Origin of the sequence: Streptomyces glaucosporus, assembly GCF_039533345.1 — a bacterium.
GTDB lineage: Bacteria > Actinomycetota > Actinomycetes > Streptomycetales > Streptomycetaceae > Streptomyces > Streptomyces glaucosporus.
The window spans coordinates 238,272-252,966 of record NZ_BAAATJ010000004.1; the positions used below are offsets into that span (position 1 = coordinate 238,272).

Genomic DNA, 14,695 nt, shown 5'->3' on the forward strand with positions numbered 1-14,695 from the left:
GATGACCACGATCGACGTCAACGGGATCACTGTGGGCATCGAGTCGTTCGGCGACGACGGGGCACCGCTGGTCCTGCTCGCGGGCGGGACGACGATGCTCTCCTGGCCCGACGCGCTGTGCGAGCGCCTCGCCGCAGGCGGACGCCGCGCGGTGCGCTACGACCTGCGCGACAGCGGGGAGTCGACGACGGCGGACCCGGAGGCGCCCGCCTACACCCTGCGCGACCTCGCCGCCGACGCGGCGGCCCTCGCCGACGCGCTCGGCGGCGGACCCGCGCACCTGGCGGGGATCGGCGTCGGCGGGATGGTCGCCCAGGTGGCCGCGCTCGACCATCCGGGCGCGTTCTCGGCGCTGACCCTGGCCGGCACCCGCGCTGTCGCGCCCGGCCCGCCCGACGAGGACCTCCCCGACCACGACCGGGCGGCGATGAGCCGGCTGTTCGCCCGTCCGATGCCCGACTGGGCCGACCGCGAGGCGGTGGCGGAGTTCGCCGCCGGCGGCGCGGAGATCCTCGGCGACGACCCCGCCGCCGCGCGTGCGGTCGCCGCGCGCGTCTGGGACCGCACGCCCGGCACCGCGCCCCCGGTCCAGATGGCCAACCAGCTGGGCATGGTGTTCTCCAGGCTCGACTGCGCACCCCGCTGGCGCGAGCGCCTGCCCGGGATCGAGGTCCCCACGCTCGTCGTCCACGGCCGCCGCGACCGGTTCTTCCCCGTCGGCAACGGCGAGGCGATCGCACGCGAGATCCCCGGGGCGCGGCTGCTCGTCCTGGAGGAGGCCGCCACCGCGATCCCCGGTGCGGCGGTGGGCGAGGTCGCCGGGGCGATGCTCGCGCTCGGGTAGGGGAGGCGCGTGCCGTGCGGCCCCGACGGCCACCGCGAACAGCACCGGGAACACCGCGCGCCCCCGCGCCCGGCGGACCGGGCCCTGGGATCTTGTCCGGGCTCCTTGCTATAGTGGTCTATACCACTGGGTGTTTCTCGGATCGGCAGGCCCACCATGGAAGTTGTCATCGTTCCGGACGCCGGCGCGGCAGGGGACCTCGTCGCCGAGGCCATGGCCCGCCTCCTGCGACGCAAGCCCGACGCGCTGCTCGGCGTGGCCACGGGCTCGACGCCGCTCCCCGTCTACCGGGCGCTGGCGGCCAAGGCCGCCGCCGGCGAGGTGGACGTCTCACGCGCCCGGATCTGCCAGCTCGACGAGTACGTCGGCCTGCCCGCCGGACACCCCGAGTCGTACCGCTCGGTGGTCCTGCGCGAGGTGGTGGAGCCGCTCGGGCTGGACGAGACGTGCTTCATGGGCCCCGACGGCTCCGCCGAGGACATCCCGGCGGCCTGCGAGAGGTACGAGAGGGAACTGGCCGAGGCCGGCGGTGTGGACCTCCAGCTGCTCGGCATCGGCACCGACGGGCACATAGGCTTCAACGAACCGTGCTCCTCGCTGGCCTCCCGCACCCGCATCAAGACCCTCACCCGGCAGACCCGCGCCGACAACGCGCGCTTCTTCGGCGGCGACATCGACCAGGTGCCGCGCCACGTCATCACCCAGGGCATCGGCACCATCATGGAAGCCCGCCACCTGGTGCTGCTCGCCACGGGCGAGGGCAAGGCGGAAGCCGTCGCGCAGACCGTCGAGGGGCCGCTGTCCGCGATGGTCCCGGCCTCCGCGCTGCAGATGCACCCGAACGCCACGGTGGTGGTGGACGAGGCCGCGGCGTCCGGGCTGAAGCTCGCGGAGTACTTCCGCTCCACCTACGAGTCCAAACCGCACTGGCAGACCATCTGACCCGCCGTCCGGGACCGCCCTCGGAAGAACGGGCGGGGGCCGCGCGCTCCCCGTCTTCCCGCCCGGTGGCGCCGGCCCGTCCGCGGCGTTGCCGCCGTGTGTGCCGCCGCGTCCTCACCGGCGTCAGGCCGGCCCGTCCGCGACACCGCCGTCCCTTTCGGACGGCGGTGTCGCGGACGGCTGCCGTGCCGACGGGCGGCTCAGCGGGCGAGCCCGTCCACGAAGAGCCTGGTCAGCGCGGTCGGCGCCGTGATGGCGGTGCCCACGACAACGCTCAGCGCGCCTGCGGCGAGTGCCTCCGCGGCCTGCGCCGGAGTGGAGATACGGCCCTCGGCGATCACCGGGGTGCGGATTTCAGCGGCGAGTTCGGCGACGAGCCGCAGGTCCGGCGCGGTCTGCCGGGCCGACCCCGGCACGTACCCCGACAGGGTGGTGGCCACGAAGTCGGCGCCCTGCGCGGCGGCCTCCCGTCCCTCGTCGAGGGTCGAGACATCGGCCATGACCTGGGCGCCCGCCTCGTGGACGGCCTCGACGAGCTCGGCGAAGGTGCTGCCGTCGGGGCGCGGCCGGGCGGTGGCGTCGGCCGCCACGATCGCGGCCCCCGCTTCGACGAGGGCGAGCGCGTGGCGCACGGTCGGGGTGATGTAGACGCCGGTGTCGCCGTCCTTCCACAGGCCGATCACCGGCAGGCCGACGGCCGCGACGGTCGCCGCGACGACCTCCGGTTCGTTGACGCGCACGGCCGCGGCGCCGCCGGCCCGCGCCGCCAGGGCCATGCGGACCAGGGTGTCGGTGTGGCGCATCGGGTCGCCGGGCGGGGCCTGGCAGGACACGATCAGACGGCCCTTCAGGGCGTCGGCCAGGGACGGGGTCATCGGGGAACTCCGGTGGTGTCGGGGTGGTGCAGGGGCAGTGTGCGGGGCAGGGCGGCGGCGCCCAGGACCGCGGCGTCGGGCCCGCCGCGCGGCGGGACGGGACGCAGCGTCCGCAGCGGGGGCATGAGTTCGGCGGCGAAGGCCGCGTCCAGGGCGTCCGTGTACAGCGCGCCGATGCGGGGCACCCCGCCGCCGACGACGACGCGGTCCGCGCCGAGCGTGTTGGCGAGGCCGCCCAGGGCGCGGCCGACGGCCCGGGCGCCGAGGACGATGGCCGCGGTGGCGTGCGGGTCGCCCCCGGCCGCGCGGGCGGCCACGGTCTCCAGGCGGTCGGCCGGGACTCCGCTGATCCGCGTGTAGTGGGCGGTGATGGCGGGTCCCGCCGCGATCGCCTCGAGGTGGCCGGCGGCACCGCAGGTGCAGGGCAGCCCGCCGGCCTCGGGGCTCGGCAGGTGGCCCAGGTGTCCGGCGACGCCGGCCGCGCCGTGCAGCATGCGTCCGGCCGCGGCGACGGCGCCGCCCACGCCGGTGCCCACGGCCGCGTAGACCAGCGTGATTCCGCCGCCGCGGCCGGCCCCTCCCCCGCAGGGGCCGGCCAGCTCCGTGGCGGCAGCGGCGCGCACGTCGTTGTCGCAGGCCACCGGGAGCCCGGTGCGGGCGGCGAGACCGGCGGCCAGGGCGGTGCCGGCCCAGCCGCGGATGGTGTCCGTGGCGCTGGTGACGGTCCCGGAGACGGGGTCGATCACCCCGGCGGCGGCGACGCCGATCGCCGCGGCGTCCGGCGCCCGGACCGCCCGGGCGGCCTCGGCCAGCGCGTCGAGCACCGCCTCGGCCCCCCGGGCCGCCGGGGTGGGCAGGGAGTGCCGGGCCAGGACGGTGCCGTCGCCCGCGACCAGGGCCGCGGCGATCTTCGTGCCGCCCAGGTCGAGGCCGATCACCGGCGTGTGCGGGTGCCGTGCCGTCATCGCCGTCATCGGACCGGGAGGAGCCCTGCGCCGCGCAGCCGCTCCTCGACGAGGGCGATCGACGCGTCGCCCAGCTGGATCTGCGGGGCGGCGGTGGTGCCCTCGGCGAACACCCCGAGCAGGCGCAGCGCGTGCTTGAAGGCGCCGATGGCGGAGGAGTTGCGGCCCATCTCGTCCTCGGGCCCGGCGTCGACCATTCCGAACAGCTCCACGAGCCGCTCCTGCTCCTTGACGGCGCGGTCGACGTCGCCGCCGCGCACGGCGTCGTAGAGGCGCACGTATCCGGCGGGGTCCACGTTGCCCAGGCCCGGCACGACGCCGTCGGCGCCCGCCAGCAGGGCGGCGTCCACGGTGAGTTCGGATCCGGTGAGGATGCTGAAGGAGGGGGCGGGGCCGTCGGCCCGGCCGTGGCGTCCGCCGAGTCCGACGATGAGCCGGCGCAGGGAGCCCTCGTCGCCGCTGCTGTCCTTCAGGCCGGCGAGCGTGCCGTCCACGGCGAGTTCGCGCAGGAGGGCGACGGAGAGCTTGCTGTGCACGCACACCGGCAGGTCGTAGGCGTAGAGGGGCAGGTCGACGCGGGAGCGGAGGGTGCGGAAGTGGCGGGCGATCTCGCGGGGGTGGGTCCGGGTGTAGAAGGGCGCGGTCGCGACCAGGGCGTCGGCGCCCGCCGCTCGGGCGGCCTCCGCGTGGGCGATCACACGGGGGGTGGTCATGTCGATGACGCCGGCGAGCACGGGGACGCGGCCCGCGGCGGCCTCGACGACCGTCTCCAGGGCCACCGCCCGCTGCCGGTCGGTGAGGAAGGCGACCTCGCTGCTGGAGCCGAGGGCGAACAGGCCGTGCACCCCCCCGCTCACGAGGTGTTCGACGTGCCGGACGAGTGAGGCGGTGTCGACCTCGCCCGCGGTGTCCAGAGGGGTGCAGACGGGCGGCACGACGCCGCGCAGGGGCTGGGACGAGGACATGGGAAGGGCTCCTGGTGGTGCGGTGGGGATACGGGGGGACGGGGCCGCCCGCCCGCCGCCGGGGCGGGCGGGCGGCCCGGGGTGCTAGGGAGCGGTGACGGTGAGCGTGGCGTCGCCGTAGGACCGCTGCGAACCGCGCACGAGGTAGGTGGCGGTCGTCGACACGGTGCCCGCGGCGGCGTTCGCGGGGACGGTGACGGGAATCCTCATGTTCGCGCCCTGGCCGGGCTTGAGCGCGGGCACGGTCACGGCCGGGGCGCTCCAGCCCGACGGCAGCTTGAGCGAGACCGAGCCGGAGGGGAGGTCCCTGTCGTTCTGGCTGACGACGCGGACGACGACCTCGGTGGTCCTCCCGGCGGGCAGGGAGGCGGGCGGGGTGACGGTGACCGGCGCGCAGACCCCGCCGAGCCACTGCAGGTCGAAGGAGGAGTAGGTGATGTGCTGATAGTTGGCGCGTTCCCACAGCATGCCCACTCGGTCGTTGCCCATGGTGCCGTCGCCGAGCGGGGTGAGCGTCGAGTAGGCGGCCGATCCGGCCTCGACGGTCCTGCGCACCGGCCAGTTCTGCCCGTTGTCGCAGGAGAGCCGGACGGTGAGGTTGCTGCGGCTGTTGGTGGTCGCCGTGTTGCTGAACATCAGCCAGGAGGCCCGCGGGTGCGTGGCGGGCACGTCCGGCGCGAAGCGCATGACGGAGCCGTTGTTGGCGGGGTCGGGCAGTTCCCTGTCCTGCTGGAACGGGGTGTAGGTGACGCCGCCGTCGGTGGAGTGGGCCACCGTGCGGTACGGCGCGGAGCGGTTGTTGAGCATGATGCGGCCGTCGGACAGCTCGACCGTCTTGTTCTCGTCGCCGCCCGGGCCGACGGGGGTGCCCGTCTTCCAGGTGGCGCCGTGGTCGTCGCTGTAGGCGCTGACGGCGTAGTTGGCGCCGTTGTGGCGGATGGCGTACTGCTGGATCAGGCGGCCCTTGTACGGTCCGTGGCGCAGCTGGATGCCCTCGCCGGAGGCCGCGAACATGCCGGCCCAGGCCGGGTTCTTGATCTCGGCGGTGATCCGTTCGTGCTTCCAGGTGAGGCCGTCGTCGTCGGAGTAGCTGTAGTCGGCCTGGAGGACGTTCGGGTCGCTCTCGTCGTTGCCGGTCGCCGAGCCGAAGAAGCCCTGGTTCACGGAGGCCGCGTAGAAGAGGAAGATCCGCCCGGTCTGCCGGTCGACGAGGAGGCTGGGGTCGCCGAAGCCCTTGGGGGCGGCTTCCCCGCGCACGACCTGCTGGGCCTGCCAGGTGGCTCCGCCGTCGGTGCTGCGCCGCAGCACGACGGAGAGGTTGCCGGGCAGGTCCGCGAGGGTGGGGCGGGCGTCGTACGCGGCGAGCAGCGTGCCCTTGGTGGTCCGGGTCAGCGCGGGGATGCGGTAGTAGGGGGAGCCGGTGCCGGCGGTGGCGATGTCCTGCGAGGTGAGGGTGCCGGCGGCGGGGGCGGTGGCCTGGGCGGCGGCGGGGGCGGTGGACGTGCCGGCTGCCAGGAGGGCCAGGGTGGCGACCGCGGTGGCGGCGGGCGGTGCGACTCTGCGCTGCATGACGGGCCTCTTCTCGGGAGGATTCAGACGGGTCGGGGGGTGTCCAGGGGGGAGGATCCGGGGTCGTCCTGGGGGCGGGGGGAGCCGAGCAGCTCCCGCACCCAGGCGAGCTGTTCGCGCCGGTGGTGGCCGCCGCCGCCCTCGTGGCCGTTGAACTCGTAGACGCGCAGGTCCTTGGGCCCGCCGTAGCGGTGGTAGGCGGCGAAGCAGGTGGAGGGCGGGCAGACCTCGTCCATCATGGCGATGGAGAAGAGCGAGGGGGCGGTGGCGCGGGCGGCCAGCAGGGCGGCGTCGACGTAGGACAGGGTGGTGAAGACGGTCCCGGCGCGGTCGCGGTGCAGGCGCAGGTACTCCGCGATCTCGGTGTAGGGCGGCGCGCCGGCGATCAGCGCCCCGCGCCGGATGTCGCACAGGAACGGCACGTCGGGCATCACGCCCGCCAGGCCCGGTACGAGTCCGGCCACGGCGAGCGAGATGCCGCCGCCCTGGCTGACGCCGGTCACGACGATCCGGTCCGGGTCGACGGCCGGGTGCTCGCGGGCGGCCTCGACGAAGCGCACGGCGTCGGTGAACACGCGGCGGTAGTAGTGGTCGTGGGGGCTGTCCACGCCGCGGGTCAGGAAGCCGGGGACGGCGCCGTTGAGGGCGGCCGTGTCGGGGGTGTCGCCGCCGGCGGTGGACCAGCCCTGGCCGCGGGTGTCCATGATGAAGTGGGCGTATCCGGCGTTCGCCCAGAGCACCTGTTCGTGGGGCAGGCCGCGTCCGCGGCCGTAGCCGAGGAACTCCACCACGCAGCCGAGCGGGCCGTCGGCCCCGGCGGGCAGGTGCAGCCAGCCCCGTACGGGTTCGCCGGCGAAGCCCGGCACGGTCACGTCGTGGGTCGTCACCTGGGTGAGGCCGGTGTCCACGGGGCTGAAGCGGGGGGTCCCGCCGGCGGCCCGGGCCGTTCGCAGGGTCTGGTCCCAGAACGCGTCCAGGTCGGCGGGTTCGTCGAGGTCGGGCCGGAGCGCGAGGCACTCGGCGAGGGTGAGGTCCGTCAGTGGCATGGATGGGGTCCCGGGGGTGAGGCGTGCGCGCGGCGCAGCGCGGGGACACGGAAAGGAATCGTCTTGAGAGCAGACGTCTGATGTCTGGTGTCCTGGGACCTTAGGGATCGGGGCAGGGGTCGTCAAGTGCCGGGGCCGGCCGGTGCGTCCGGCCCCGCCCGGGGCCGGGGCCCGTACGACGAGGCGGAGGCGCCCTGCTGGGCAGGGCGCCTCCGCCGTCGGGGGAGAGGGGGTCAGCGGCGACGGGCGCGGGCCTCCGCGATGCGCTGCCGCACCGGCGCGTAGTGCTCGGTCAGCGCGGCCGCGAACTCCAGGGGGTCCCGGTCCCGCACGGCGTCCACGATGCGCTGGTGGTGGGCGATGGTGGCCGCCTCGTGCTCGGGCGTGAAGACGTCCAGGTGCGGCGCGACGATGAGGTAGACGTCCCAGAACGCCGTGGACAACTGCCCGATGAGGTCGTTGCCGAGAGGGGCGACGAGGAGGGTGTGGAAGGCGCGGTCGGCCTCGACGAAGCCCTGGCCCTCCCCGGCGCCTGCCTTGCGCATCTCGTCGACGAGCGCCGCCAGGCGGTCGATCTGCTCGTCGCTGTGGGAGCGCACGAGCCGTTCCGCCATGCCGCGCTCGAACAGTTCGCGCACCTCGACGAGGTCCGACATCACCCGGAAGTCGTCGTCGGGGCTGAGCAGCCCGCGGAAGGTCAGGCTCTCCACCAGGGCGGACAGGCTCAGCCGGCCCACGTAGGTGCCATGGCCGTGCCGCACCTCGACGATGTCGAGCGCGGTGAGGATCCTGATCGCCTCGCGCACGCTGGAGCGGCTCGCGCCGAGCGCCTCGCACAGGGCGGACTCGGTCGGCAGCGGATCTCCCGGGCGGAGCTGGTTGCGCAGAATGTAGGCCTTGATGCCGTCCACGACCTCCTGTCGCAGTGGTTGCCGTGCCGTTTTGGGATCCGGCTTCGCACGCCGGACCTCACCCTGTCCCACCGCCACCTCTTGACCCCTCTCCTTGGTCGGGCTACGTTCCCACGCTATCAAGCATCAGACATCAGACGTCTGATGCATCCTCGACGAGGTGCGGTCGCGCCCGCCTCTTCCGTCATCCACCCGCCATGTCTCCCGCCTGGAGGACCCTTGTCCGCGCGCAGTGCAGCCGACGTCGACCGCCGCACCTTCATGAGATACACCAGCGCCATCGGCGTGGCGACCGCGATCACCGCGGGTCTGTCCGCCTGCGCGGGCCCGGGCAGCACCGGAGGGAACTCCGGTGGCCCGGGCAGCGGCGCCGACACCATCGAAGCCGGACTCTCCTACCCCCTGTCCACGGGCTTCGACCCCATGATCACCTCCGGCGCCACCCCGTACGCCGCCAACATGCACATCTTCGAGGGCCTGGTGGACCTCGACCCGGCCACGCTCGTCGCCCGGCCGGCGCTGGCCACCGAGATGCCCAAGAGGATCAACGCGACCACCTACCGGGCCACCCTGCGCGAGGGCGCCACCTTCCACGACGGCTCGGCGGTCACGGCCGACGACGTGGTGTTCAGCTTCGAGCGGGTCCTCGACCCGGAGAACGCCTCGCTGATGGCGCAGTTCGTGCCCTTCATCGACCAGGTCACCGCGGTCGACGAAGCGACGGTCGAGTTCAAGCTGAAGTACCCCTTCGCGCTCTTCCCGTCGCGCATATCCGTGGTGCGCATCGTGCCGAAGAAGATCGCCGGGGCCGACGCCAAGGCCTTCGACGCCGAGCCCGTGGGCTCGGGCCCCTACCGCTTCGTGTCGGCGGTCCGCGAGGACAAGATCGTCATGGAGGCGTACGACAAGTACAACGGGCCGCACCCGGCCAAGGCCAAGAAGATGGTCTGGCACCTGATGTCCGACCCGTCCGCCCGGGTCAGCGCGCTCAAGTCCGGCCGCGTGCAGGCCATCGAGGACGTGCCCTACATCGACATCAAGGGCTTCACGGGCAAGGACAAGGTGGAGTCCGTCCAGTCCTTCGGCCTGCTCTTCCTGATGTTCAACTGCAAGGACAAGCGCTTCGCGGACAAGCGGGTGCGCCAGGCCCTGCACTACGCGCTCGACACCGAGAAGATCATCTCCACGGCCCTGCTGGGCAACGCCGAACCCGCCACCGGATACGTGCCGGCCACGCACCCCGACTACCACGAGGCCGCCACCGTCTACGGCCACGACCCCGCCAGGGCCGAGAAGCTGCTCGACGAGGCGGGCGTGGGCAAGCTCTCCTTCACCCTGCTGGTCACGGACACCGGCTGGGTCAAGGACATCGCGCCGCTGATCAAGGAGAGCTGGGCCGCGGCCGGCATCGACGCCACACTCGACATCGCCCAGTCGCCCGCCCAGTACGCCAAGGTCGACAAGGGCGACTTCGAGGTCCTGGCCGCGCCGGGCGACCCGTCGGTCTTCGGCAACGACGCCGACCTGCTGCTGCGCTGGTTCTACTACGGCTTCTGGCCGGAGAAGCGCTACGGCTGGGCCGGCTCCGCCCCCTACAAGAAGACCAGGTCCCTGCTGGACAAGGCCGCCCGGGAAGCCGACGCCGGCAAGCGCAAGGAGCTGTGGGCCCAGGTCACCGACCTGGTCGCCGACGAGGCGGCCCTGTACCCGGTGCTGCACCGCAAGCTGCCCACCGCCTGGCGGGAAGGAGAGCTGCGGGGCTTCAGGCCGCTGCCCACCACCGGCCTGTCCTTCATCGACGTCGGCCGCGCCTGAGCCCGTACGCCCGTCCCCGGACCGCCGCTGCCCGCCGGGCAGCGGCGGCGACCGGCCCCAATCCCTAGGAACCTCACGATGGTTGCATTCCTCCGGCTCGCGCTGCGCCGCGTCGCGATGATGCCGGTGATGGTGCTCGGCATCGCGCTGCTCGTCTTCGTGGTGCTGCAGTTCTCGCCCGTCGACCCCGCGTACAACGCGCTCGGTGACAGCGCGAGCGCCGAGGCGCGTGCCGCGTTCGCCGAGGCGCACGGCCTCGACGACCCGCTGCCGGTGCGCTACTTCGCCTTCCTGGCCGACCTGGCGCAAGGAGACCTCGGCGTCACCGTGCCGCCCAGCCAGCCCGTCGCCGACCGGATCGCCACCGCGTTCCCGCTCACGCTGCAACTGACGCTGCTCGGCCTCTCCCTGGCCGTCGTACTGGCCCTGGTCTTCGGCGTCACCAGCGCCGTCTACCGGGACCGCTGGCCCGACCAGGTCTTCCGGGTGCTGTCGATGATCGGCATCGCCCTGCCCTCGTTCTGGCTGGGCGTGCTGCTCATCCAGCAGTTCGCGCTGAACAACCCGGTCTTCCCGACCGGCGGCTACGTCAACCCGGCCGACTCCTTCGGCGGCTGGCTGAGGAGCCTCGCCCTGCCCGCGGTCGCCCTCGCCCTGCCGGTCGCCTCCTCGCTGGCCCGCCTGGTGCGCACCTCGATGGTGGCCGAACTCGACCGCGACTACGTGCGCACCGCCCGGGGCAGCGGCCTGCCGCCGTTCCTGATCATCCGCTCGGTGCTGCGCAACTCCCTGATCACCCCGCTGACGGTGCTCGGCGTCAAGGTCGGCTACATGCTCAGCGGCGCCGTCGTCATCGAGGCGATCTTCGACCTGCCCGGCATGGGCAAGCTGATCCTCGAAGGCGTCACCGGAGGCGACGTCGGGCTGGTCCAGGGCACCGTGCTCACCATCGCGGTCGCCTTCCTCGTGGTCAACGTCATCGTCGACCTGCTCTACCTGCTCGTCAACCCGCGCATCAGGACGGTGTGATGTTCGCCCCACGCTCCCTCGCCGAGCGGCTCCGGCCCGGCACTCGCCTGCGCCGCCTGCCCGTGCCCTCCCGGATCGCCCTCGGGGTCCTCCTCGTCGTCGTCCTCGGCGCGGTCCTCGCGCCGGTGCTCACCCAGGACCCGCTCGCCACCGGCGTCCCCGCCCAGGCGCCGAGCGCCGACCACTGGTTCGGCACCGACCGGGCCGGCCGCGACGTGTTCGCGCGGGTCGTGCACGGCGCGCGCTACTCCCTGGTCATCGGCCTCGGCGCGACCCTCCTCGCCCTGGTCATCGGCTCCGCCCTGGGCGCCCTGGCGGCCACCTCGCGCAAGCTCGCCGACGAGTCGGTGATGCGCACGCTCGACGTCGTGATGTCCTTCCCGCCGATCGCCCTGGCCGCCGTCCTGGTCGCCGTGTTCGGGCCCAGCATCCCGGTCATCATCTTCACCATCGCCTTCGTCTACTCGCCCTCGCTCGCCCGGGTGGTGCGGGCCAACGTGCTGGAGCAGTACGGCGAGGACTACGTCGCCGCGGAACAGGTCATCGGCGCCCGCCGCGGTCACATCGTCGCCCGGCACGTCGCCGTCAACTGCGCCGCGCCGGTCCTGGTGTTCGCGACCGTCATGGTGGCCGACTCCATCATCTTCGAGGCGAGCCTGTCCTTCATCGGCGCCGGCGTGCAGGACCCCGACCCGAGCTGGGGCAGCGTCCTGGCCTACGGCCGGCAGATCCTGCTCTCGGGCGGCTGGTGGGCGACCCTCTTCCCCGGCCTGTGCCTGCTGATCACGGTGCTCGCGCTGAACGTCCTGTCCGAGGGCATGACGGACGCCGCCGCGGCCCCGGACAAGGCCCGCGCCGGCGGCGACCCCGACGAGTCCGGGGAGCCCGGGGAGAAGGCCGCCGCCGTCCCGGCCGCCGACCAGGCCGAGGTGGACGCCGCCCTCGCCGAACTGGCCGCCCGGCTGTCGACGACGGAACCCGCCGTCGAGCCGCTGCCCGCGGACGCCCCCGAACTGCTCGTCGTCCGCGACCTGACGATCCGCTTCCCCGACCGCTACGGCGACACCCGCGTCGTCGACGGCATCTCCTTCACCGTCCGCGAGGGCGAGACCCTCGGCCTGGTCGGCGAGTCGGGCTGCGGCAAGTCGATCACCAGCCTCGCGATCATGGGCCTGCTGGCCCGCAACGCCGAGACCGGGGGCGAAATCCTCTACCGGGGCCGCGACCTGCTGAAGCTGTCGCCGAAGGAGCGCCGGGCACTCATGGGCCCGGAGATCGCCATGGTCTACCAGGACGCCATGTCGTCGCTGAACCCGTCGGTGCTGATCGGCACCCAGCTCAAGAGGCTCACCTCGCGCGGCGGCACCCGCACCCCGGCCGAACTGCTCGAACTGGTCGGCCTGTCCCCCGAGCGCACCCTGCGCAGCTACCCCCACGAACTCTCCGGCGGCCAGCGCCAGCGCGTGCTGATCGCCATGGCGCTCTCCCGCAGCCCGCGGCTGCTGATCGCCGACGAACCGACGACCGCGCTCGACGTGACCGTGCAGGCCCAGGTCGTCGAACTGCTGGTGAGGCTCCGCGACGAGCTCGGCTTCGCGATGGTCCTCGTCTCGCACGACCTGGCCCTGGTCGGCGACCTCGCCCACCGGGTCGCGGTGATGTACGCGGGCCAGGTCGCCGAGGCAGGCGACACCCGCTCCCTGCTGACGGACCCGGCGCACCACTACAGCCGCGGACTGCTCGGCTCCGTCGTCTCCCTGGAGGCGGGCGCGGGCCGGCTGCACCAGATCCGCGGTGTGGTGCCCGCCCCCAGGTCGTTCGGCCCCGGCTGCCGGTTCGCCTCCCGCTGCGCCGCCGCCACCGACCTGTGCGCCACCACCCCGCCGCCCACCGCCGACCGCGGCACCGCGCGGGACCACCGCTTCGCCTGCCACCACCCGGCGCCCGTGAACCGGCCGGCCCAGTCGCTGGAAGGCGCCCGATGACCGCCCCGAAGGACACCACGATGGAACCGCTCGTCCGGCTCGACCGCATCCACGTCCGGCACAAGGCGCGCAGCGGCGGCATCCTGCGCCGGGACGCCGTGCACGCCCTGACCGACGCCTCGCTGGAGGTCCGGCGCGGCGAGATCCTCGGCCTGGTCGGCGAGTCGGGCTGCGGCAAGTCCACCCTGGCCCGCGTGGTGACCGGACTGCAGCGCCCGACGGAGGGCCACGTCCACTTCAAGGGCCGGGACCTGTGGCAGATGTCCGCCGCCGAACGCCGCACCCGCTTCGGCGCCTCCGTCGGCGTGGTCTTCCAGGACCCGTCCACCGCGCTCAACCCGCGGCTGCCCGTGCGCCGGATCCTCCGCGACCCGCTGGACGTGCACGCCCGGGGAACGCGCGCCGAGCGCGAGCGGCGCGTCGAGGAACTCCTCGACCTGGTCGGCCTGCCCGGCCACACCCTCCAGGCACTGCCCGGACAGCTCTCCGGCGGCCAGCGCCAGCGCGTGGCCATCGCGCGCGCCCTGGCCCTGGAACCGGAGCTGATCGTCGCCGACGAGCCCACCAGCGCCCTGGACGTCTCGGTGCGCGCCCAGATCCTCAACCTCCTGGTGGACCTGCGCGCCCGCCTCGGCCTCGCCATGGTGTTCATCTCCCACGACGTGCAGACCGTGCGGTACCTGGCCGACCGGATCGCCGTGCTGTACCTCGGCCGCGTCGTCGAGGAGGGCCGGGCCGCACAGGTCACCGGCGACTCCCGGCACCCGTACACCGAGGCCCTGCTCTCGGCCACGCCCAGCCTGCTGGAACGGCCCGAGCGCATCGTGCTGCACGGCCCGGTGCCCTCGGCGACCAACCCGCCCTCCGGCTGCCCGTTCCGCACCCGCTGCTGGAAGGCGGACGACGCCTGTGCCGCCGCCTTCCCCGCGGCGACGGACGGCCCCGACGGGCACCGCTGGCACTGCGTGCACCCACAGCCCGGGGACGAGGCCGCCACGGCGGTCCTGCCGGGGCCGGCCGCCCGCGGCGCATGACCACCGGCGGAGCGGGGCGCGACCGGACGGAGGCGGCACCGGGGCCGAACCCCCGGCGGGGCGCCCGCATCCGGCGGCGGCCCCGCCACGGCGGACGGTGAAGATCCCGGCGGCGCGCGGCAACCACGGGGATCCGCACGTGCCCACCGGACAGCTGTACGCCGCGCCCACCGGCACGGCGGACGCTCCGGTGGGCGCGGCGGCGCACCCCTTCCGGTGAGTGACCGGGAGGAGCCGGCCGAACTCCACGTCCCCGGGGCACAGGCGGTGAGCACGGCCCCCAGCACGGCGGGCGGCGGCACCACGGCACCACGGCACCACGGGGCGGCGGGACGAGACCACGCCAGGCCCGCACCACCAGGGGGTATGCCGGGGCGTACCGCGCCCCCGGGCCCGCAGCCCCGGCCCTGAGCGGGTGGAAGAGCCCGCCGATCACCGGGCAGGGAGAACGAGCCCGCCGATCACCGGCCCCAGCGGGCCGCCGACCGTGTTCATCCCCACGTCGCCGGTGTCACGACCGCGTCCCACCGGGAGCACCCCCTGGGCGAGCTCGGTCGCCGCCGTCAGAGGCACCACCCCGGCCAGCACCGGCGCCGGCCTCCGAACCGCGAGCATCCCGGACAACCCGATGGGGACGAACATCGCCGCGTTCTACAGCCCCTGCGAGGTGAGGAACGGCTCGGCCGGATCGCGGTTGACCACACACCGCCCCGTC

Annotated in this window: 13 protein-coding genes; 6 read left to right on the top strand and 7 right to left on the bottom strand. The window is 74.1% G+C overall.

All coding sequences use genetic code 11. The annotated features are described in order from the left end of the window. Position 1: 1 nt before the first annotated feature. Together ABD358_RS07160 and nagB are read left to right on the top strand one after the other, a co-directional pair. Positions 2–844, top strand: coding sequence for an alpha/beta fold hydrolase (locus ABD358_RS07160; RefSeq protein ID WP_344630004.1), 843 nt, complete (start codon positions 2–4; stop codon positions 842–844). Positions 845–1,000: 156 nt separating this feature from the next. Then, positions 1,001–1,786 (top strand): glucosamine-6-phosphate deaminase, encoded by a 786-nt coding sequence (gene nagB, locus ABD358_RS07165; protein ID WP_344630005.1) that lies wholly within the window; start codon positions 1,001–1,003, stop codon positions 1,784–1,786. 200 nt (positions 1,787–1,986) lie between these two features. Here nagB and ABD358_RS07170 read toward each other — a convergent pair whose 3' ends face one another. The 6 genes from ABD358_RS07170 to ABD358_RS07195 form a co-directional block, all read right to left on the bottom strand. Further along, positions 1,987–2,661, bottom strand: coding sequence for an N-acetylmannosamine-6-phosphate 2-epimerase (locus tag ABD358_RS07170; protein WP_344630006.1), 675 nt, complete (start codon positions 2,659–2,661; stop codon positions 1,987–1,989). Further along, entirely contained in the window at positions 2,658–3,626 is a 969-nt protein-coding gene (locus tag ABD358_RS07175) for an ROK family protein (RefSeq protein ID WP_344630007.1), read from the bottom strand. Before ABD358_RS07175 ends, ABD358_RS07170 begins: the two co-directional genes overlap by 4 nt. Positions 3,627–3,631: 5 nt before the next feature. Beyond that, positions 3,632–4,591, bottom strand: coding sequence for a dihydrodipicolinate synthase family protein (locus ABD358_RS07180; protein WP_344630008.1), 960 nt, complete (start codon positions 4,589–4,591; stop codon positions 3,632–3,634). Between the two features lie 84 nt (positions 4,592–4,675). Next, on the bottom strand, positions 4,676–6,160 hold the full coding sequence (locus tag ABD358_RS07185; RefSeq protein ID WP_344630009.1) for an exo-alpha-sialidase: 1,485 nt from the start codon (positions 6,158–6,160) through the stop codon (positions 4,676–4,678). A gap of 23 nt (positions 6,161–6,183) precedes the next feature. After that, positions 6,184–7,206 carry an acetylxylan esterase gene (locus ABD358_RS07190; RefSeq protein WP_344630010.1) on the bottom strand — a complete coding sequence of 341 codons (1,023 nt, stop codon included), beginning with the start codon at positions 7,204–7,206 and terminating at the stop codon, positions 6,184–6,186. A 233-nt stretch (positions 7,207–7,439) separates the two neighbouring features. Further along, on the bottom strand, positions 7,440–8,195 hold the full coding sequence (locus ABD358_RS07195; protein WP_425576267.1) for a FadR/GntR family transcriptional regulator: 756 nt from the start codon (positions 8,193–8,195) through the stop codon (positions 7,440–7,442). A gap of 183 nt (positions 8,196–8,378) precedes the next feature. On the opposite strand from ABD358_RS07195, the gene ABD358_RS07200 reads away from it, so the two are divergent. The 4 genes from ABD358_RS07200 to ABD358_RS07215 all read left to right on the top strand — a co-directional run bounded on the left by ABD358_RS07200 (position 8,379) and on the right by ABD358_RS07215 (position 13,980). Continuing rightward, positions 8,379–9,932: an ABC transporter substrate-binding protein gene (locus ABD358_RS07200; RefSeq protein ID WP_344630114.1), complete on the top strand. Its 1,554-nt coding sequence runs from the start codon at positions 8,379–8,381 to the stop codon at positions 9,930–9,932. A gap of 78 nt (positions 9,933–10,010) precedes the next feature. Continuing rightward, positions 10,011–10,961, top strand: a complete 951-nt coding sequence (locus ABD358_RS07205; RefSeq protein ID WP_344630011.1) for an ABC transporter permease — start codon at positions 10,011–10,013, stop codon at positions 10,959–10,961. Further along, entirely contained in the window at positions 10,961–12,946 is a 1,986-nt protein-coding gene (locus tag ABD358_RS07210) for a dipeptide/oligopeptide/nickel ABC transporter permease/ATP-binding protein (RefSeq protein WP_344630012.1), read from the top strand. Before ABD358_RS07205 ends, ABD358_RS07210 begins: the two co-directional genes overlap by 1 nt. Then, entirely contained in the window at positions 12,943–13,980 is a 1,038-nt protein-coding gene (locus ABD358_RS07215) for an oligopeptide/dipeptide ABC transporter ATP-binding protein (RefSeq protein ID WP_344630013.1), read from the top strand. The genes ABD358_RS07210 and ABD358_RS07215 overlap by 4 nt, the downstream gene beginning before the upstream one ends. Positions 13,981–14,412: 432 nt before the next feature. Here ABD358_RS07215 and ABD358_RS07220 read toward each other — a convergent pair whose 3' ends face one another. Beyond that, positions 14,413–14,622 (bottom strand): VanZ family protein, encoded by a 210-nt coding sequence (locus tag ABD358_RS07220; RefSeq protein ID WP_344630014.1) that lies wholly within the window; start codon positions 14,620–14,622, stop codon positions 14,413–14,415. Positions 14,623–14,695: the final 73 nt, after the last annotated feature.